This window comes from Asanoa ishikariensis, assembly GCF_900107455.1.
Lineage (GTDB): Bacteria > Actinomycetota > Actinomycetes > Mycobacteriales > Micromonosporaceae > Asanoa > Asanoa ishikariensis.
Genome location: NZ_FNQB01000006.1, coordinates 71,173 through 89,506 on the forward strand (window position 1 = coordinate 71,173; position 18,334 = coordinate 89,506).

Annotated in this window: 14 protein-coding genes and 1 tRNA gene; 8 read left to right on the plus strand and 7 right to left on the minus strand. The window is 71.1% G+C overall.

The window, feature by feature from the left end; all coding sequences use genetic code 11:
• Positions 1-36: 36 nt before the first annotated feature.
• A complete protein-coding gene (locus BLV39_RS39800; protein WP_090804267.1) occupies positions 37-1,395 on the minus strand; it encodes a trypsin-like serine peptidase in 1,359 nt (452 codons plus the stop codon).
• A gap of 137 nt (positions 1,396-1,532) precedes the next feature.
• Here BLV39_RS39800 and BLV39_RS39805 point away from each other — a divergent pair, with 137 nt between their 5' ends.
• On the plus strand, positions 1,533-2,756 hold the full coding sequence (locus BLV39_RS39805; protein WP_090804270.1) for a DUF4032 domain-containing protein: 1,224 nt from the start codon (positions 1,533-1,535) through the stop codon (positions 2,754-2,756).
• Here BLV39_RS39805 and BLV39_RS39810 read toward each other — a convergent pair.
• On the minus strand, positions 2,748-4,574 hold the full coding sequence (locus tag BLV39_RS39810) for an NAD-binding protein (RefSeq protein ID WP_090804272.1): 1,827 nt from the start codon (positions 4,572-4,574) through the stop codon (positions 2,748-2,750). The genes BLV39_RS39805 and BLV39_RS39810 overlap by 9 nt on opposite strands.
• 117 nt (positions 4,575-4,691) lie before the next feature.
• Here BLV39_RS39810 and BLV39_RS39815 point away from each other — a divergent pair, with 117 nt between their 5' ends.
• From BLV39_RS39815 to BLV39_RS39825, 3 genes are read left to right on the plus strand one after another with little or no spacing between them, the layout of a single operon-like run.
• Positions 4,692-5,993: a hypothetical protein gene (locus tag BLV39_RS39815; RefSeq protein ID WP_090804274.1), complete on the plus strand. Its 1,302-nt coding sequence runs from the start codon at positions 4,692-4,694 to the stop codon at positions 5,991-5,993.
• Between the two features lie 59 nt (positions 5,994-6,052).
• Entirely contained in the window at positions 6,053-6,793 is a 741-nt protein-coding gene (locus BLV39_RS39820) for a class I SAM-dependent methyltransferase (RefSeq protein WP_090804276.1), read from the plus strand.
• Positions 6,790-7,608: a DUF3626 domain-containing protein gene (locus BLV39_RS39825; RefSeq protein WP_090804279.1), complete on the plus strand. Its 819-nt coding sequence runs from the start codon at positions 6,790-6,792 to the stop codon at positions 7,606-7,608. The genes BLV39_RS39820 and BLV39_RS39825 overlap by 4 nt, the downstream gene beginning before the upstream one ends.
• On the opposite strand, the gene BLV39_RS39830 is transcribed toward BLV39_RS39825, so the two are convergent.
• A tRNA-Thr gene (locus tag BLV39_RS39830) sits at positions 7,608-7,681 on the minus strand. The genes BLV39_RS39825 and BLV39_RS39830 overlap by 1 nt on opposite strands.
• A gap of 202 nt (positions 7,682-7,883) precedes the next feature.
• Between BLV39_RS39830 and BLV39_RS39835 the strand changes: the two genes are divergently transcribed.
• The gene (locus BLV39_RS39835; RefSeq protein WP_090804281.1) at positions 7,884-8,975 is read left to right on the plus strand and encodes an ABC transporter ATP-binding protein; all 1,092 of its coding nucleotides are present in this window, start codon (positions 7,884-7,886) and stop codon (positions 8,973-8,975) included.
• A gap of 50 nt (positions 8,976-9,025) precedes the next feature.
• On the opposite strand, the gene BLV39_RS39840 is transcribed toward BLV39_RS39835, so the two are convergent.
• The 4 genes from BLV39_RS39840 to cysS form a co-directional block, all read right to left on the minus strand.
• Positions 9,026-11,728, minus strand: a complete 2,703-nt coding sequence (locus tag BLV39_RS39840) for an Hsp70 family protein (RefSeq protein ID WP_176985333.1) — start codon at positions 11,726-11,728, stop codon at positions 9,026-9,028.
• Between the two features lie 81 nt (positions 11,729-11,809).
• The gene (locus tag BLV39_RS39845) at positions 11,810-13,012 is read right to left on the minus strand and encodes an esterase-like activity of phytase family protein (RefSeq protein WP_090804286.1); all 1,203 of its coding nucleotides are present in this window, start codon (positions 13,010-13,012) and stop codon (positions 11,810-11,812) included.
• Positions 13,013-13,096: 84 nt separating this feature from the next.
• Entirely contained in the window at positions 13,097-14,224 is a 1,128-nt protein-coding gene (gene rlmB / locus BLV39_RS39850; RefSeq protein WP_090804288.1) for a 23S rRNA (guanosine(2251)-2'-O)-methyltransferase RlmB, read from the minus strand.
• Positions 14,224-15,651, minus strand: coding sequence for a cysteine--tRNA ligase (cysS, locus tag BLV39_RS39855; protein WP_090804290.1), 1,428 nt, complete (start codon positions 15,649-15,651; stop codon positions 14,224-14,226). Before cysS ends, rlmB begins: the two co-directional genes overlap by 1 nt.
• 43 nt (positions 15,652-15,694) lie before the next feature.
• Between cysS and BLV39_RS39860 the strand changes: the two genes are divergently transcribed.
• The 3 genes from BLV39_RS39860 to BLV39_RS39870 all read left to right on the plus strand — a co-directional run bounded on the left by BLV39_RS39860 (position 15,695) and on the right by BLV39_RS39870 (position 18,331).
• Positions 15,695-16,357, plus strand: coding sequence for an IclR family transcriptional regulator (locus BLV39_RS39860; protein ID WP_090804291.1), 663 nt, complete (start codon positions 15,695-15,697; stop codon positions 16,355-16,357).
• 85 nt (positions 16,358-16,442) lie between these two features.
• Positions 16,443-17,339, plus strand: coding sequence for a hypothetical protein (locus BLV39_RS39865; RefSeq protein WP_090804294.1), 897 nt, complete (start codon positions 16,443-16,445; stop codon positions 17,337-17,339).
• Positions 17,339-18,331 carry a LacI family DNA-binding transcriptional regulator gene (locus BLV39_RS39870; RefSeq protein ID WP_090804296.1) on the plus strand — a complete coding sequence of 331 codons (993 nt, stop codon included), beginning with the start codon at positions 17,339-17,341 and terminating at the stop codon, positions 18,329-18,331. The genes BLV39_RS39865 and BLV39_RS39870 overlap by 1 nt, the downstream gene beginning before the upstream one ends.
• Positions 18,332-18,334 lie beyond the last annotated feature (3 nt).

Consider the following 18,334-nt stretch of genomic DNA (forward strand, 5'->3'; position numbering starts at 1 on the left):
TGCGGCACCAGACCGGCCGGCCCGCCTACCGTCCGCTCAGAGCAGCTTCTTGATCCGGTTGTAGATGAGGTCGATCCGGACACCGCTGTTCGGGCAGCCGCCGAAGTGGTGCAGGGCGATCACCCGGTCGGTCTTGCGGGAGATCACCGGCGAACCCGACGAACCGCCCGCGGTGTCGCAGTAGTACGAGACGTCGCTGTCCGTGGTGTAGCCGTCGTACGCCGGGTCGTTGACCGCGCAGATGCCGCCGTTGTCCTTGTCGCTGCCCATCGCGATCATGCCCGGGTCGCCGCCCGGGTGCTGCGGGATGTAGACCTCGCTGCCGCGGCTCGGCCGGGTCGGCTCGATGGTCAGGTAGCCGAACTTCTGCACCTGGGCGAAGTTCTCGACCGTGAACAGCGTGTAGTCGAGGTCCCGGTTGGTGCTCAGCACCTTGTCGCCCCACACCTTGGTGGCCTTGAACACGGCGTGCCCGCCACACTTCGTGCACTGGTAGTCGAACCAGACCTCGGTGTCGTACGCGTCGCGCGAGGTCACCATGCAGTGGTTGTTGGTGAGCATCCGGTTGGTCGAGCCGAGCCGCCAGCCGGTGCACAGCTCGGTGCCGTTGATCAGCAGTCGGGCGACCGCCTTCGACTTCTTGTAGGCGGTCGGGTCGGCCGACTTGTAGCAGACCGCGTCGCGCGCCTCGTTGCTGCCGCAGACGCTCTCCTCGCGGCCGTTCTCGGTCAGCGCGCGGTCAGCTTCGTCGGCCCGCTCCTGCTCGGTGTCCGTGAAGCCGCGGGCCACCTTGTCGACCCGGACGCCGAGGCCGGCGGCCTCCTGCACGCCCAGCGGGTCCGGGACGGCGCGGTGCAGCGTGACCACGGCCGTGTCGCCCGTCACCGACATCGCCCACCGGCCGACGCCCTCGCCGGCCGCCTCGGGGCGGCTGCCGAGCAGGCCGCCGACCACGTCAAGAGGGTCGCTGTCGATCCGGTGCACCTCGGTGCGGGCGGGGTCGGCGACCGTGACGTAGTCACCCGGCAGCATCGTGAGCTCGTTGAAGTGCACCTTCACGTACTCGGCGCCCGGGTAGGAGAAGGTCTGGGTCGCGCCCTCGGTGCGGTAGTCGAGCAGGCTGTCGACCGACTCCAGCGCGCCGACCTGCTGGCGGCCCACGGCGTCGATCACGGGGCCGATGCCCTCTTTCCGGGGAGCGGCGGCCGGTCCGGCGGCGGGCGCCTCGGCCCGCGCCGCGGGTGCGTCCGCCTCCAGGGGAGCCTCGGCGCGGCCGAGCCCCGCGCTTCCCGCCGGCTGTGCCTCGATCGGGTCAGTGGTCATCGCGTACGCCGTCGCGCCCGCCAGGACCACCGCCGTGCACGCACCCGCGACCAGCGCCAGAGTCCGCCGCATACCTGTCTCCCCTCGGCTCCTACATGGACTGCCGGCCAGGAGAAAAGCCCCAGAGCAGACAATCAGATCATCTCGCCACTGTGTAACGAGCCACGGACACCTGCGTGGCGGCGAGGTGAGCGGGCAGACTTGCACCCGTGCGCATCACTTCGGCCCTCATCGACCCGGCGTTGCTCGACCTACCCTGGTCGACACCGCTCGAAGAGTGGCCGGCCGAGCACCTCGTCGCGCTGCCGCAGGGCATCTCCCGGCACGTGGTGCGCTTCGTCCGGCTGGACGGCTTCGTCTATGCCGTGAAAGAGACCGGCGAGCGGATCGCCGAGCGCGAGTACGACCTGCTGCGCGCGCTGGAGCGGATCGACTTCCCGGCCGTGGAGGCGGTGGCGATCGTCGCCGACCGCACCGACGACGCCGGCGAGCCGCTCGACCCCGTGCTGGTCACCCGGCATCTCCAGTTCTCGCTGCCGTACCGCGCGGTGTTCTCGCACACCCTGCGCCCGGAGACGATGACCCGGCTGCTGGACGCGCTCGCCGCCCTCCTCGTCCGGATGCACCTGACCGGTTTCTTCTGGGGTGACTGCTCGCTGTCCAACACGCTGTTCCGCCGCGACGCCGGCGCCTTCGCCGCGTACCTGGTCGACGCCGAGACCGGCGCGCTGCGCCCGTCGCTGAGCAACGGCCAGCGCAACGAGGACGTCGAGATCGCCCGGCTGAACATCTTCGGCGAGGCGCTCGACCTGCAGGCCGCCGAGCTGCTCGACGAGGCGATCGACCCGGAGTGGGTGGCCGACGAGGTGATCGCCCGCTACGAGCGGCTCTGGCACGAGGTGACCTTCGAGCAGGAGGTCGCCCGCGACTCGCGGCACGAGATCGAGAAGCGGATCCGCAAGCTCAACGAGCTCGGCTTCGACATCGCCGAGGTGTCGATGTCGGTGGGCGAGGGCGGCCGGGCGTACGTGCGCCCGAAGGTGGTCGACGCCGGCCACCACACCCGCCGGCTGCTGCGGCTGACCGGCCTCGACGCCGAGGAGAACCAGGCCCGGGCGCTGCTCAACGACCTCGACGCGTATCGCGTCGACACCGACCTGACCGACGAGCAGCAGGCCGCGCACCGCTGGTTGATCGAGGTGTTCGAGCCGGTCGTGCGGGCCGTGCCGGCCGGGCTGCGCCGCAAGCTGGAGCCGGCCGAGCTCTTCACCCAGGTGCTCGAGCACCGCTGGTTCCGCTCCGAGGAGTCCGGCCGCGACGTCGGGCTGGCCGCCGCCGTGCAGTCGTACCTGAAGGACGTGCTGGTGCACCGGCCCGACGAGCAGGCGGTGCTCGGCGTCGACGTGCCGGCCGTGGCTGTCGAGTCAGTCTGACGTGCCCGCGGGGCTGCCGTCGCCCATGGTCGGGTCCTCGGGGACCTGCTGGGTCGGCAAGATCGGCGACGGACCGGCCTGCTTGATCAGCCAGCTCAGTCCGGCCCGCCGGGCGATCACGGTCAGCTCGTCGCCGGGGCCGAGCACGGTGTCCGGCGCCGGCGACCAGCGCGGCCGCTGACCGGCTTTGAGCAGGGCCATCACGCGTACGCCACGGGTCTGGTCGGCACCCCGCACCGGCTGGCCGTCCAGTGCCGAGCCCTTGGCGACGACCACGATCGTGACCAGCAGCGCGTGCCGGCCCACCGGGACGGTCGCCACTACCTGCCGCTTGCGCAGCACGGCGGCGAACTCGGGAGCGGCCAGGTACGACACGCTGTGCGAGCGGAAGATGCCGAACGTCGAGCGGATCCGCTGTGCCAGGTCGCCGTCGAAGAGCCGCAGCACGACCCGCAGGTCCGGCTGCAGCGCCCGCCCGTTGAGCGCGGCCTGGAGGTTGGTCACGTCGTCGGTGGACACCACGACCAACGCGCGGCAGGAGCTGACCGAGGCCTCGACCAGGGTCTCCTCCAGCGCGGCGTCGCCGATGATGACCGGGATGCCGAGCTGCTTGGCGACCACGGCACCGCGGGCGTTGGGCACCTTGTCGATCGCCACCACCTCGACGCCGAGGTTGTGCAGTTGGCGGATCACCCGGGTGCCGACGTTGCCGAGCCCGACCACGACGACGTGCCCCTCGCGCGGCACCGCGAGCCGGCCGGCACTGAGCGCGAGCCGGGCGTTGACCATCGCGTCGACCACGGCGGCGGTGATCAACGGGACCAGCGCGAGCCCGGCCACGGTGAGCACGATCTGCATGAGCTGGACCGCGATGCCCTTGTCGATCTCGACCTCGGCGCCGTTGAGCGCGGTCAGCAGGGTCGTGTAGACGGCCTGCCAGGGGTCGAGATGCGCGGCACCGTCGGCCCGGTACAGCAGAAAGCCGAAGGTCAGCGCGATCGCGAGTACGGCCGCCGTGATGATGCCGATCTTCCGGCTGAAGAAGGACCGTAGTGCCTTGCCGGTGCCGTACAGCGGTCGGCGCAGCCGGCGGGACCGGGCGATCCGGTTGGCCGCGACCTCGGTGGCCGGCTGCGCACCGGTGGCCTCGGCCAGCACCAGGTCGGCCTGGTCCGGCTCGGGCAACACGACCAGGTGGGCCGGGTCGCTGGTGTCCGCGATGCCGCACACGACGTGCTCGGGGCGCACCTCGGCGCGGTGGGCCACCACCAGCGTGCGGCCGTAGTGGTGGAAGTTGGTCGGTGCCACCTCGCCCAGCGCCGCGGCGACGAACGTGGGTGCGGCCATCGCCGCGTCCGAGAGCACCTCACAGTCGCCGAGCAGCCGCTTCACGCCGTACCCGAGACCGGTGTTGAACATCCGCAGCACGATCCGGACCCGCGTCGCGACCTCGTGCGCCGTCAACGCGGCGTGGATGTTGCCGACGTCGTCCTGCTGCATGAGTGCGAGCCCGGCGGCGGTCTCCAGACCGGCCGCGCGCAGGGTCGCCTCGTCGACCCGGTCCGCCCGGATCACCCGGATGCCACGGATCTTCGTGATGTCCGGTGCGGTGGGGTGTCGCTTGGACGGCACGACGACGGTAACGCGCACCGTCGCCGGCCCCAGAGCGTTGACCAGGTGGTACGCGAGGGCGTCGTGCCCGCAGACGATGTAGTGCGGCCGGGCGTCGCCGTTGGTCAGCAGCCGGTTCACCGTCGGCTGGCGCAGCATCCGGGTCTCGACCGCGCGACGCGCCCGATTGCGCCAGGGAACGACCATGAACGGGATCGTAGGTGCTGACCGCGCGTGGAGAGCAACGGAATCCGAGCTTGCGTCGTTGGTCCGTTTGGTGAGTTAGGCGGTAAATGCCGCTAATGCGCTACGGAATGGACTGACATGACCAAGTGGATCTATCGCGCGGTGGGTACAGTCGGCGTCGCCGCCGGTGGCGCCCTGCTCCTGGCAGGCGGAGCTGCACAGGCCGACGCGATCAACTCTCCGGCGAACGACCTACGCGGTTCGCTCGACGGCTTCTTCACCCCTATGGGCGACGTCCAGAGTGCCGCGCCCGCTGACGTGGCGCCCGGACAGCACCTCGGCTTCCTCGGTGCGGTCCCGTCCGACCCGGCGGCGGGTGTCGACCCGGCGGCCTTGGAAGCCGGCCCGGCGCCCGCGCCTATTTCGGCCGACAGCCTCACCCTGCTCGGGTTCGGCGGCAAGAAGCTCGGCGTCAACACCGTCGGCGACACGGTGAACTCGGTCGGACCGCTGGCGAACAACCCGACCGGCTCGCTCGGCGCCGGCGACCTCGGCGCTGACCAACTGGTCAACGGCCAGGCACAGACCGGCTCGGCGCTGCCGGTGGTCGGCGGCAGTCCGCTCGGCGAATCCCCGCTCGGCGCGCTCGGCAGCGACCCACTCGGTGTCGGCGGGTCCGCCGGCGGCGTGCTCGACGAGGACCAGCTCACGGGTGCGCTCGGCGACAGCACTGACCAGACCGGCCGGACGCTCAGCGACGACAACCTCAACACGATCGGGAGCGACTCCCAGATGCGGACCCTGGGCAGCACGGTAGACGCGGACCAGCTCAGCGGCTTCGGCCCGGGCGCGCTCGGCGGCGCCGGGCTGGACTCGATCGGGCGGGGCGGCGGGCTGCCCGACCTCGGTGGCGGCGCACTGGGCGGCGGGCCGCTGGGCGAGCTCGCCAGCGACCCGCTCGGTGCGGTCGGCAAGCACGCCGCGCCGGAGCCCAACGACTTCGGCGTCGCCGACCTGCGCGGCGGCGACCTCGGTGGCCTCGACGGGTTCGGCCAAGGCCTGGTGCCGCCGCTGATCGGCGAGGCGATGGAGGCCGAGATGCCGCCCGGCTTCCTCGGCGGGGTCACCGAGGCCGACGACTCCGTGGTCGGCCTGCCGATGGTCGGCAACCTGCCGCTGTCGGGCGTCGACACGAAGAACTCCCCGATCAGCGACCTCCAACTGCTCAACTCGCTCGGCTCGTTCGGTGGTGGGGCACCGGCCGGGGGCGGCGGCGCACAGCAGCCGGCCGCACCCGCGCAGGCGCCCGCGCCGGCCCGGACGCAGCCGGCACCGTCGCCGACGGCCGACGACGGCGGCAACACCCAGCGTTCGCACCGGCAGTGGTCGCGGTCGTCCTCCGAGCGGCCGGTCGACAGCGAGGACGCCGACTTCCGCTGACGCTTCTCGGCGCCGGCGGCGCATAATGCGATCATGGTTTTCGCGCCGCCGGCACGCCGATGACCGCCCGAAGCTGGGACGCCGCCGCGTATCACCGGGTGTCCGTGGCCATGGACGCGATGGCGGCCGAAGTGCTCGACCGGCTGCCCCTCGACGGCTCGGAAACCGTGCTGGACGCCGGCTGCGGCACGGGACGGATCAGCGCGAAGCTGCTGGCCCGGCTGCCGCGCGGGCGGCTGATCGCGGTCGACGCCGACCCGGAGATGGTGGCCATCGCCCGGGAGACGCTGCCCGAGGTGCTGCGCGTCGACCTGCTCGACCTGGCGTTGCCGGAGCCCGTGGACGCGATCTTCTCCACCGCCACCTTCCACTGGGTGCTCGACCACGACCGGCTGTTCGACCGGCTCGCCGCGGTGCTGCGCCCAGGCGGGCGGCTGGTCGCCCAGTGCGGCGGTGCGGGCAACATCGCGGCGCTGCGCGCGGCGGCGGACCAGGTCGCGGCGCTGCCGGCATGGCGGTCGCATTTCGCCGACTTCGCACCGCCCTTCCTGTTCGCGGACCCTTCATCGACGCGGCGTCGGCTCACGGCGTCCGGTTTCGTCGACATCGAGTGCTGGCTCCAGCCCTTCCCGGTCGCCTCCGACGAGATGCTGGCGTACCTGGAGACGGTGCCCCTCGGACCGTGGGTGCAACGGGTGCCGTCGGTGGCGCGTGCCGAGTTCGTGGCTGCGGTCTGGGAGCGGACGCCCGGCGACACCGTCGACTACGTGCGGCTCAACATCACGGCGCGGCGCGGATGAGTTGGGAGCAGGCGGTCGCGCATGTGGCGACCCGTTCGGTCGGCGAGCCGGTCGACCCGGCGCTGCGGGTCACGATGCACTTCCACCCCGACCGGATGTTCGCCGGCGAGCCGATCCTCGCGGCGATGGCGCGCGACGGCGTCTACCGGTCCCAGTTCGAGACCGGCACCAGCAACGGCGGCCTGACCGCCTTCCCCGGTGGCGACCGCTGGCGCTGGGAAAGCCGGATCTTCGGCGGCGCGTACGACACGGCTCTCGCGCAATCGCGACCTAAGTACGGCTCGCTCAACCACCGCGGCCGCCAAGCCGGCGGCTCGCCCCGGTTCGGCTCGGCCCACCTGCGGCTGCGGGCGGCGACCCTGCCGCGCACGACCTTCTGCTATCCCGACAGCTTCCTCGAGCCGGCCGACTTCGGCGTCGCGGCCAAGATGTCGCTGGTCGCCCTGGCCGAGGCCGACGAGCAGGACTACCTCGACGACTACATCGAGGCCCACGTACACGGGGTGATCCGGCTCGCCGACGACGTCGAGGCCGTGGTGCTCGACCCGTGCTACCGCGACACGGCGATCGAGCAACTCGCGTCGGCGCTGGCCTGCCCGGTGGAATGGCATCACGGCTTCTCGCTGCCGGTGTCCGATTTCGTGCTGCACCCGGACTACCGCGGCCCGGAGATCATCGAGGCGGGTCTGGACATCGCCCAGGACGACCGCCTGGACGCCCGCATCATCGGCGCGGCAGTCAACGCTGGCAAACACGACCCACAAACCCTGAAGCGGGTCTGGCACCACGTCGCGCGCTTCGGTTCGGCTGTCTGAGCCCCCGGCCGGGATCGAACCGGCGACATCTCGCTTACAAGGCGAGTGCTCTGGCCAACTGAGCTACAGGGGCAGGTAGAGCACAGCATAGCGAGCCGTGACGCAGCGGGCGCGTGCCAGGGCAAATGGGGCAGGAGTCCCGGCCTGCCCTTGGCACAAATGCGAGAAACGTTTACGGTGACGAGCACTGGTGTCGGCACGGTGACGTGCCGGCAGCTCTTTTCACTCGGATCGTCCGGCACGTTCCTGCCGGTGAAAGGAAGCGGTGTCCCCCCATGGCTACGGTCACCTACACGCAGGCCACCCGGGTTTACCCGGGCACTGAACGGCCTGCGGTCGACCACCTCGACCTGGAGATCGGCGACGGCGAGTTCCTCGTCCTCGTCGGCCCCTCCGGCTGCGGCAAGTCGACCAGCCTGCGCATGCTCGCGGGCCTCGAAGACGTCGACGAGGGCTCGATTCACATCGACAGCCGCGACGTCACGCACCTGCCGCCGAAGGCCCGCGACATCGCGATGGTCTTCCAGAACTACGCCCTCTACCCGCACATGACGGTGTACGAGAACATGGCGTTCGCGCTCAAGCTGCGCAAGACCTCCAAGGCGGAGATCGACCGCCGGGTCAAGGAGGCCGCCGGCCTGCTCCAGCTCGAGGAATACCTCGGCCGCAAGCCGAAGGCGCTCTCCGGTGGTCAGCGCCAGCGTGTCGCGATGGGCCGCGCGATCGTGCGTGAGCCGCAGGTCTTCCTCATGGACGAGCCGCTGTCGAACCTCGACGCCAAGCTCCGCGTGCAGACCCGCACCCAGATCGCCTCGCTGCAGGCCAAGCTCGGCATCACCACCGTCTACGTGACCCACGACCAGGTCGAGGCCATGACGATGGGCCACCGGGTCGCGGTCATGCTCGACGGCGTGCTCCAGCAGGTCGACACCCCGCGGGCGCTCTACGACAAGCCGTCCAACGTCTTCGTCGCGGGCTTCATGGGCTCGCCGGCGATGAACATCAAGACCGTGCCGCTCACCGACGGTGGCGCCAAGTTCGTCGACATGGTCATCCCGCTGACCCGCGAAGAGGTCGAGAAGGCCCGGGCCAACGGCGGCGGCGACAAGGTGACCGTGGGCTTCCGGCCGGAAGACTGCGACCTGGTCGGCCCGACCGACGGCGGCCTGCCGGTCGTCGTCGAGCTGGTCGAGGACCTCGGTTCCGACGCCAACATCTACGGCCACGCCGCGATGGACGGGGTCTCGGAGCGGTTCACCATCCGCACCGATCGCCGGCACATGCCCAACATGGGCGACACCGTGTTCGTCAAGCCGCGCGCCGACCGGCACCACGCGTTCCACGCGACCGCCGGCACGCGCATCTGATCACTCGCAAGTCAAACGGCGGGCCGGGCGACCGGCCCGCCGTTTCGCGTCTATCCGGCGAAGCGGCGCAGGCGCAGGTCGGCCTCACCGACGCAGGCGACCACCGATGTCGTCCAGGTGCAGCTCGACGAGCGCACGCCGCCGAGGGCACCTAGCTGCACCGGCTGGGGCTCGCCGAGCACCCACCCGACGACGTTGTAGTCGTCGACCCCGGCGGCCGGTGGCCGCCCGAAGACCAGCACGCTCGACCCGTTGACCCGGGCGGCCGTGCCGGCAGTGTCGAGCACCTGCTTGCCGGCCGCGTCGTAGCCGAGCACGCGCGGGACGCTGTCGGCCTCGCTCTGGAGCACCACGTGCGAGCCGACCGGCAGGATCGCGTCGACGCCGGCCGCCGGTTTCTTCCAGGTCTCGCCGTCGCCGCCCAGTGGGACCGCAGCGAGCTCGGTGCTCTTCGCGTCGAAGTTCTTCCGCTCCAACACGCAGATCCGGTTCTCGGCGCAGGGACTGATCGCGGTCGCCCGACGCTCCGGGTCGTCAGCCCGATAGACCAGCCGCGGCTTGTCGAGGGCGTCCAGGTCGAGTGCGACCACTTCGGTGGTGTCACTGGTGCTGGTGATGAACAACTGACCGTCGTACGCGGTGACCAGATCGCGCGGTTCGGCCACCGCGGTCTGCTGCGCGCGGATCTCGCCGGTGACCCCGTCGATGACCCGCACCGAGCGGTCGGCGCCGATCTGCACGAGCCGGGCGTCGTCCTCCCGGTCGGGGTCGAGCGCCACCCCGGAGAAGTCCGCCGGACCGGCCAGGTCCTTCGGGGTCTGCACGCCGTACACGGCCGTGGTGTAACTGTCGTACTGATCCTTCGGCGTCGCCAGGTCCCACTTCTGGGAACCGTCGCGCAGGCTGTAGCCGACGAGCTTCGCGTTCTTCCGGTCGACGACCACCAGCCGGTCGGCGACCACGAACGTCTCGTCGTCGTCGAACAGGTCGATGTCCCACATCCGCTGCCCGTCCTCCGGGCTCAGCACGTAGAGCTTGTGCGGTTTGTCGCTGGCGATCGCGTCGGCGTAGGCCAGGATCGCGCCCGGCACCGCCCGGATCCCCTGCCAGGAGTCGGCCGCGTCGGGTGCGTCCACGCTCCACAACTGCTTGCCGGTGGCGGCGTCGGCGGCGACCACGGTCAACTTCTTCTGTTCGTTCTGGTACGCGTAGTAGGCGCGGTCGCCCACCGCGTGCGTCCACGAGTAGTAGGACGGACCGGACATCGGCAGCGCCTCGCCCACGTCGCTGAACGCGGCGAACTTCACTTTGCCGTAGCCGCCGCCCTTGACCAGCGTGATGATCACCGAGACGGCGACGATCACCGCGACCAGTGCGACGGCCGAGACGGAGATCAAGAGCTTCCGGGGTACGCGCCGCGTCGCCTTCGGGGTCGGCGGCGGGCTCCAGGGCCCGGCGGGGGTCGGCGCGCCAGGGGCGGGCGAGGCCGGCGCGACCGAGATCGGCCTGGTTTCCTCGTCCGCGCCGGCCATGACCGGCGGCCTGTCAGACGCGACCGGGACGCTGGCAGGTGCCTGGGCGCCCGCCGGCGCGTGGACGTTCGCTTGCGCGTAGACGTTCGCTTGCCCGTGGACGTTCGCTTGCGCGGGGACGTGGGCGGTGCGGGGCGCCGGCAGTTCGGCGAGCGCGCCCTCGGCCACCGGCAGCTCGGGCTGCTCCAGCACGGTCGGTGCGACGCCCAGGTCGGCGTGCAGGAGCCGGGCCACCATCGGCACCCGCGACGAGCCGCCGACCAGGAACAGCCCGGCGAGTTGGTCGGGCCGCAGTTGTGCGGCCGCGATCACCGAGGCGGTCTCCATGACACCGCGGCGGAGCAGCGGGGTGACCAGGCGTTCGAGTTCTTCCCGGGTGAGGTGGACGGCCTTCTCGACGCCGGGCACCGCGACCGGTGCGACCGCGGCCCGGGACAACATCTCCTTGGCACCGCGCACGTCGTCCCAGAAGCGCTGCCGGTCGCGCCACTGCGCGGCGTTCGTCGGCTCGCGCAACCGGGCCCAGGCGGCCGGGTCGCTGGCGGCGATCACCTGGCCGAGGTGCTCGACGAGGGTGGCGTCGAGGTCGAGGCCGCCGAGCTCGGCGACGCCGCCGGCGGCGACCACGCTGAAGCGGACCCGGCCGGTCGGATCTGGCCCGTCGTTGCGGATCACCGCGATGTCGAGAGTGCCGCCACCGAAGTCGAAGACGCCGAGGGCGGACCCGACCGGCACCGGGCGGCGCAACACCTCGGCGAAGTAGCGGGCGGCGGCGACGGGCTCGGGCGCCAGCACGGTGCTGGCGGGCCAGCCGGCGCGGGTCAGCGCCTCGGTGAGCGCCTGCCGGCGGTGGGCTCCCCAGACCGCCGGATAGGTCAGCACGGCCGGCGGCAGGTGGCCGACCGCCTCGACGGCGGCGTGCGCGACCGCGGCGAGGATCGCGGCCAGCAGGTCGACGGTCGCGACCTCGCGGTCGCCGAGCAGCACTGCGGGTGCGTCGACGTGCCGCTTCGGGTTGGGCTCGTAGCGCGCCGGGTCGGCCTGGGCCAGCCGTTGCGCGTCGCGGCCGACGTGCAGCCGGCCGGCCTCGTCGAGGAGCACACCGGACGGAAGCAGCGGTTGACCGTCGAACAGCAACGGACGCGTGCGCCCGTCGGGCCAGCGCAGCACGGCGACCGTGTTCGACGTGCCCAGGTCGACCCCGAGCGCGTGCCCTTGCATCTGCCGACTCCTCCACGAACGGGCGAGGGGATGCCCGGCTGCATCGTACGTGCCGGGCATCCCCTTTCTTTTCCGCCGTCCTTAGTCGAGGAAACGCTTGTCCACGTTGAGGCCCTGGGTGAGCTTCAGCGTGATGAACTCGTTGTTGTCGGGCACACCGGCGGTGCGGCCGGCCGAGCCCGGGAAGTTGTTGTCGTTGAGCACGGCGATCGTCTGGTCGTCGAGGATGACGACGTCTTCGATCGTCTGGAACGGGAACGTGAAGGTCTTGCCGAACCCGCCGAGCTTCTTCGGGTTGTTGATGTTCATCAGGTCGGCGACCAGGGTCTTGTCCATGGCGCCGTCCTTGTTCCGGTCGCTCATGTTGGCCTCGTAGATCTTCTTGATCTTGGCCGTGGCACCCTGGCCGTTGTCCCGCTCGATGATCAGGAACCGGTGGCCGTCGATGGCGATGGCGTCGCCGATCGCGTTGCCCGGGTCGTCGAGCTTGTAGACGTAGCGCTTGCCGGTGTACTCGCCCGCCCGCACGTCGAACTCGTTGAGCCGCAGCGTGCCGGGGGTGTCGCCGGCGACGGTGCCCTCCAGCAACGGGTACAGCTTGCGGCCGTCGGGCGACTGGGCCATGCCCTCGAAGCCCTTGCTGCTGTTGATGTTGTTCGGCGTGGTGCCGCGCAGCGGGTTCTCCGGCGCGAAGACGCCCGGCAGCGAGATCGGCGCCTGCATGAGCGCACCGGTGCGGTCGAAGTGGAGCAGGAACGGGCCGAACTCGTCACCGATCCAGTAGGTGCCGTCCGCGCCCCGCTGGATCGACTCGACGTCGAAGTCCGAGCCGGTCAGCACCCGGTCCTTGCGGGTCAGCGGCCAGGTCACGTACCCCTGGGGGTCGGTCAGGTTGACGCCACCGAGGACGTCGACCTTGTTGGTGTTGAAGACCGGCGCGATGGTGTGGATCCGCAGGACGAAGTCGCCGCTGTTGGCCTTGTTGCCGAAGCCGTTGTCCGACATCACCTCGTAGGTGCCGTCACCGTTGCGCACGATGCCGGAGAAGCCCTGCACCGGCTGGTCGTCCCACGGCGCGGCAACGCCGTTGACCGGCGCGGTGTCCAGCAGGGAGCCGGACGGCTCGCTGGCCGGCACGAACGTCAGTGCCGGCAGCGAAGCGAACCCGGTCAGGGTCGCCGGGCCGAACTCGTCGGCGTCATGCGCCGACGCGGGGCCGGCGACACCGACGGCGAGAGCGGCGACGATGGCCGCTCCCGCCCAAACATTGCGACGTTGAGTCATGAGCCGAGAAATTAGTCAGCTCGGATGAACCGGCCGAGGGCGTGATGTGAACGGCGGCTGTCAGGCCGTGCCGGCCCGCCGGCGTCAGGCGGTGCCGGCCCTCCGGCGCGCGACCTCGGCCAGTGCGACCGCGGCGGCGACACTCGCGTTGAGCGACTCGACCGTCGACACCATCGGGATGCCGACGCGCATGTCGCAGGTCTCGCCGACCAGGCGGGACAACCCTCGTCCCTCGGAGCCGACCACGACGATCAGCGGGCCGACGGCGGCCTCGAGGTTGTAGAGGTCGGTCTCGCCGTCAGCGTCGAGGCCGATCACCACGAAGCCCTCGCGCTGGCAGGCCTTGAGCGCGCGGGTCAGGTTGACCACCTGGCTGACCGGCACCCGAGCCGCGGCGCCGGCGCTGGTGCGCCAGGCGGTCGCGGTGATGCCGGCGGCCCGGCGCTCGGGCACGAAGACGCCCTGCGCGCCGAAGGCGGCCGCCGAGCGGATCACGGCGCCCAGGTTGCGCGGGTCGGTGATCCCGTCGAGCGCCACCAGCAGCGGCGTCGGGTGCTCCAGCGCGGCGGCGACCAGGTCGTCGAACGCCTCGTAGGCGAACGGCGGCACCTGCAGGCCGACGCCCTGGTGCAGCACGCCACCGGTCATCCGGTCGAACTCGGCACGGCTGATCTCGAGCAGGGGGATGCCCCGGTCGCCGGCGGTGCGGACGATCTCGGTGATCCGGTCGTCGAGGTCGAGGCCCTGCGCGACGTAGAGGGCGGTCGCCGGAACCAACGTGCGCAGCGCCTCCAGCACCGGGTTGCGGCCAACCAACAACTCCGGCGCGTCCTTGGGCGTGTTGGAGCGGCGCCCGGGCGCGACCCGCGGGCCGCCACGGGCCGGCTGGCGGCCGGGCTTGGTGGACTTGGTGGTCTTGCTGGCCTTGCTGCCCTTGGTGCCCTTGCCCCAGGTGGTGTCCTTGGTGCCAGGCTGGCCGATCTTGGGGGCACGTCCTTCGGCCGCCGCGGCGCGCTTTTCCTTCGCCTGCTTCCAGGCGGTGCGGTTCGGCAGCTTCTCAGTGCCCGAGTAGCCCTTGTGCCACGGCCGCTCGTCGGCGGGCAGGGTGCGTCCCCGACCCTCCAGGGACCCCTTGTTCTTGCCGCCGGAGCCCATCGAGGCGCCCTTTTTCTGCGTGACCCGTCGGCCACGTCGCTGTGAGTTGCCCGCCATCAGTCCCTCGTTCCGATTGTCCAACGTGGGCCGTGCGGAGTGTCCTCGACGTTGACGCCGGCCGCGTTCAACTGGTCCCGCACCGCGTCTGCGGCGGACCAGTCCTTCCTGGTGCGCGCTTGCGCGCGCTGCTCGAGCGCCAAGGCGACGAGCGAGTCGATGATCGATCGGAGTTCCTCGCCGGGCGTGCCGCCGGTCGACGCCGTCGACCACGCCGGGTCGAGCGGGTCTATGCCGAGCACGTCGAGCATGGCCCGCACAGCGCCGAGCGCCGAACGTACGCCGTCGTCGTCGCCCTTGGCCAATGCGGTGTTGCCGAGCCGCACGTGCTCGTGCGCGACGGCGATCGCTCCGGAGGTGTTGAGGTCGTCGTTCATCGCCTCGGTGAACTCCGCCGGCAGCTCACCCGCCGGGATCGCGCCGACGGACTCGACCGCGCGCTGCACGAATCCCTCGACCCGGCGGTATGCCGTGGCGGACTCCCGCAGGGCCTCGTCGGAGTAGTCGATCCGGGAGCGGTAGTGCACGGTCACGAAGTAATGCCGAAGCTCGACCATCCGTACGCCGAGCGCGGTGATGTAGTCGAGGTCGAGCACGTTGCCCGTCGACTTGCCCATCTTCGACTCGCCGAGGTTGAGCAGGCCGTTGTGCACCCAGTAGCGGGCGAACGGCAGGCCAGCCGAGCGGGACTGGGCGATCTCGTTCTCGTGGTGCGGGAACGTGAGGTCGAGCCCGCCGCCGTGGATGTCGAACTCCGGGCCGAGGTAGCGCAGGCACATGGCCGAGCACTCGATGTGCCAACCCGGGCGGCCTGGCCCCCACGGGCTCGACCACTGGCTCTCGATCGGCTCTTCCGGCTTGTAGCCCTTCCACAGCGCGAAGTCGCGCGGGTCGCGCTTGGCCCGGTCGGCACTGTCGGCGGCGCTGGTCATCTCGTCGACCCGCTGGCCCGAGAGGGCGCCATAGTCCGCGTACGACTTGACGTCGAAGTAGACGTCGCCGGAGTCGTCGTCGGCCGCGTACGCGTGACCGTTGTCGATGAGCGTGCCGATCAACTGGTGCATCTCGGTGATGTGCCCGGTGGCCCGCGGCCCGTAGGTCGGCGGCAGCACGTTGAGCGCACGGTAAGCGGCGTCGAGGACGACCTCGTTCGCGTACGCGATGGCCCAGAAGGGCTTGCCCTGCTCCAACGACTTCTGCAAGACCTTGTCATCGATGTCCGTGATATTGCGGACAAAAGTCACCTGGTAGCTGTCGCGCTCGAACCAGCGGCGCAGCACGTCGTAGCTCACGCCGGACCGAAGGTGGCCGATGTGTGGCTCGGACTGCACGGTGAGGCCACAGAGGTACATGGCGACCTTGCCGGCCTCTCGCGGGACGAACTCCCGCACCGATCGGGTCGCAGTGTCATGCAAACGCAGCGTCACCTGACAAGGGTAGCGTTGATCCGTTTGCGCCTATGCTCGCGGTGTGACGCAGCCGGTCTATCGCGCGGGCGAGACCGCCCAGACGCTCGACCGCGGGCTGCGGCTGCTCTACCTGGTCGCCGACACCCCGGAGGGGTTGACGGTCACCGAGGCGGCCGAACGGCTGGGCGTCGGGCGAGCGGTGGTCTACCGGCTGGTCGGCTCGCTGACGGCCCACGGCCTGGTCCGCCGAGACGGTGCCGGTCGGCTGCGGCTGGGCGCCGGGGTGCTGCAGTTGGCCCGGCGAGCCCACTCCCTGGTGATCGAGGCGGCGTTGCCGGCGCTGCGGCGGCTGGCCGAGGAGGTCGGCGCGACGGCCCATTTGACGATCGCCGAGGGCACGGAGGCAGTCGCGCTCGCCGTGGTCGAGCCGACCTGGACGGCGTTCCATGTGGCGTACCGGGCCGGGTCACGGCATCCGCTGGCCCGCGGTGCGGCCGGGCTGGCGATCCTCGCGGGGCGCTCGGGTTCGCCCGATCCGGTGACGACGGTGGGCGAGCTCCAGGCTGGCGCGTTCGGGGTGGCGGCGCCGGTGCTCGGAGTCGACGGACTGGACGCCAGTGTCGGGGTGGTCGCGCTCGGCGCGCTGGATCTCGACGAGGTCGGTCCACAGGTGTCGGCGGCCGCCGCGGCGGTGCTTTTAGCGCTTTCCACAGCGGCCGGGTGAGTTATCCACAGGCTGTGTACAGCGGCCCTCCGTGAGTTATCCACAGGTCTGTCCACCGGTGCCGCGTCAGCGTGACCCTGTCTTCATGAGACCTCCATTGCTGGAGTGGCAGGTGTTCCGCGGCAGCGCGGCGGTGGCGGCGGGGCTGCTTTCCGTGCACCAGCTTCGTGGGCGCGGCTGGACCCGGCTGCGTCATGACGTCTACTGCGACTCGCGGCTGGCTGCTGACCACGCGCTGCTCTGCCGGGCGACGCTCGCTCGGCTGCCGCCTGAGTCGGTCGTGCTGGCTGGGCCTTCGGCGGCGCACGCGCATGGGGTGCTGTCGGCCGCCGGCCCCGATGACCTGGTGCACCTGATCCTGCGGGCCGATCGGCGGGTGGGCCGCCAGGTCGGCACCCGGCTACACCGGGTGCCACTCGACCCAACTGACCTGTGCCACGTCGATCTGCCCGGCGGTTCCTCCTTGGTCCTGGCTACGGTTCCGGCGCGCACCGCGTGGGATGCCGCGGTCTGGCTGCCGCTGGCTGACGCCGTGGCGCTCACCGATGGGCTGCTCTTCCGGCGGTTGGTGACGACGGCCGCGCTACGCGAGGTGGCGGCCCGGCTCGCGGAGCGTCCGGGTGGTCGGCGGGCCGGGCACACGCTGGGCCTGGCCGACGGCCATGCCGCGAGCCGAGCCGAGTCCCTGCTGCGGGTCCGCCTGTTCCTCGCCGGCCTGCCGATGGGTGTGGCCCGTCCGCCGATCTTCACGGTCGCACCGTGTCTGGCATGGCCGGAGTTCCGGGTGGCCCTGTTCCGCACTCCCGACCGGGCAGGCGAAGCAGTCATGATCGACGATGGCTGGCTGGTCCTCCGCCTGGCGCCGCAGACCGAGTTCCCAGAGGTGGTCCGCCATCTCCGAGCGGCCCTGTCGGGCCGAGGATGGCGCAATACGCGAAAACAGGATGTTGTGGAGAGCGCTCTCTCTTCTACCATGCGGTGATGGAGGCAAAGAAGCCGACACTAGAAGACGTAGGCCGCGCGGCCGGAGTTTCCCGCGCGACCGCATCCCGCGTGATCACCGGCGCGCACCGGGTGTCCACCATGACCCGCAACCGCGTCTGGCACGCCGTGGAGGAGCTGGGCTACCACCCAGACCTGGCCGCCCGCGCCCTGGCCAAAGGCCGCACCGAGGTCATCGACCTGATCGTCATCGACGACGATGCGACGCGGGTGGGCAGCAACCCGTACTACAGCCGCGTCGTGTCCGGCATCCTGTCCGTGCTGGCCGGCACCGACACCCAGATGCGTACCCACGTGATCGACGAGCCCGAGGCCCTGACCAGACTCGACGACGTGGCCCGCACGGTCGGTGTGGGCGCCCTGCTGGTCAACGTCCCGCCACCACTGGCGGCCCGTTTCTCCGCGCGCTGCGACCGGGTGGTCTCCCTGGGCCACTCAGCCCCGGGCGTCCCCTCGATCGAGGCGGACAACGCGGTAGGCGCGGTCGCCGCGGTCGAACACCTCTACCGCACGGGCCGCCGCAAGGTAGTGGCGGTACACGGCAAACCCAACAACTCCTGCGCGATCGGCCGCCGCAGCGGCTTCCGCCTGGCCTCGGTCGAAGCCGGCCACGAGCCCATCGGCGCCGAGGGCGGCTTCTGCCTGGAGGCCGGCGTCACCGGCACTCAGGAACTGCTGGCCGCCCACCCCGACCTGGACGGCATCTTCGCGGCCTGCGACCTGACCGCGATGGGCGTCCTACGAGCCTTGAACGAGAGCGGCCGGCGCGTCCCGGAAGATGTCGCCCTGGTCGGCTTCGACGACAGCTTCCTGGCCTCGGTGGCAACGCCCGCGATGACCTCGGTCCGCCAGCCCGTCGAACACATGGCCGCGATGGCCACCCGCGCACTCCTGGCCAACGAGACCGGCCCGCACTGGCAACACATCGAACCGGCCCCGCTCCAGATCCGCCGCAGCTCCGCCGCCGCCTGACCC

Coding starts and splice junctions, on each gene's coding strand:
- BLV39_RS39840 (WP_176985333.1), bottom strand. CDS start 11,728: ATGCAAGGGCACGCGCTCGGGGTCGACCTGGGCACGTCGAACACGGTC.
- BLV39_RS39800 (WP_090804267.1), bottom strand. CDS start 1,395: ATGCGGCGGACTCTGGCGCTGGTCGCGGGTGCGTGCACGGCGGTGGTC.
- BLV39_RS39865 (WP_090804294.1), top strand. CDS start 16,443: ATGAGACCTCCATTGCTGGAGTGGCAGGTGTTCCGCGGCAGCGCGGCG.
- BLV39_RS39825 (WP_090804279.1), top strand. CDS start 6,790: ATGAGTTGGGAGCAGGCGGTCGCGCATGTGGCGACCCGTTCGGTCGGC.
- BLV39_RS39845 (WP_090804286.1), bottom strand. CDS start 13,012: ATGACTCAACGTCGCAATGTTTGGGCGGGAGCGGCCATCGTCGCCGCT.
- BLV39_RS39810 (WP_090804272.1), bottom strand. CDS start 4,574: ATGGTCGTTCCCTGGCGCAATCGGGCGCGTCGCGCGGTCGAGACCCGG.
- BLV39_RS39815 (WP_090804274.1), top strand. CDS start 4,692: ATGACCAAGTGGATCTATCGCGCGGTGGGTACAGTCGGCGTCGCCGCC.
- rlmB (WP_090804288.1), bottom strand. CDS start 14,224: ATGGCGGGCAACTCACAGCGACGTGGCCGACGGGTCACGCAGAAAAAG.
- BLV39_RS39820 (WP_090804276.1), top strand. CDS start 6,053: ATGACCGCCCGAAGCTGGGACGCCGCCGCGTATCACCGGGTGTCCGTG.
- BLV39_RS39870 (WP_090804296.1), top strand. CDS start 17,339: ATGGAGGCAAAGAAGCCGACACTAGAAGACGTAGGCCGCGCGGCCGGA.
- BLV39_RS39835 (WP_090804281.1), top strand. CDS start 7,884: ATGGCTACGGTCACCTACACGCAGGCCACCCGGGTTTACCCGGGCACT.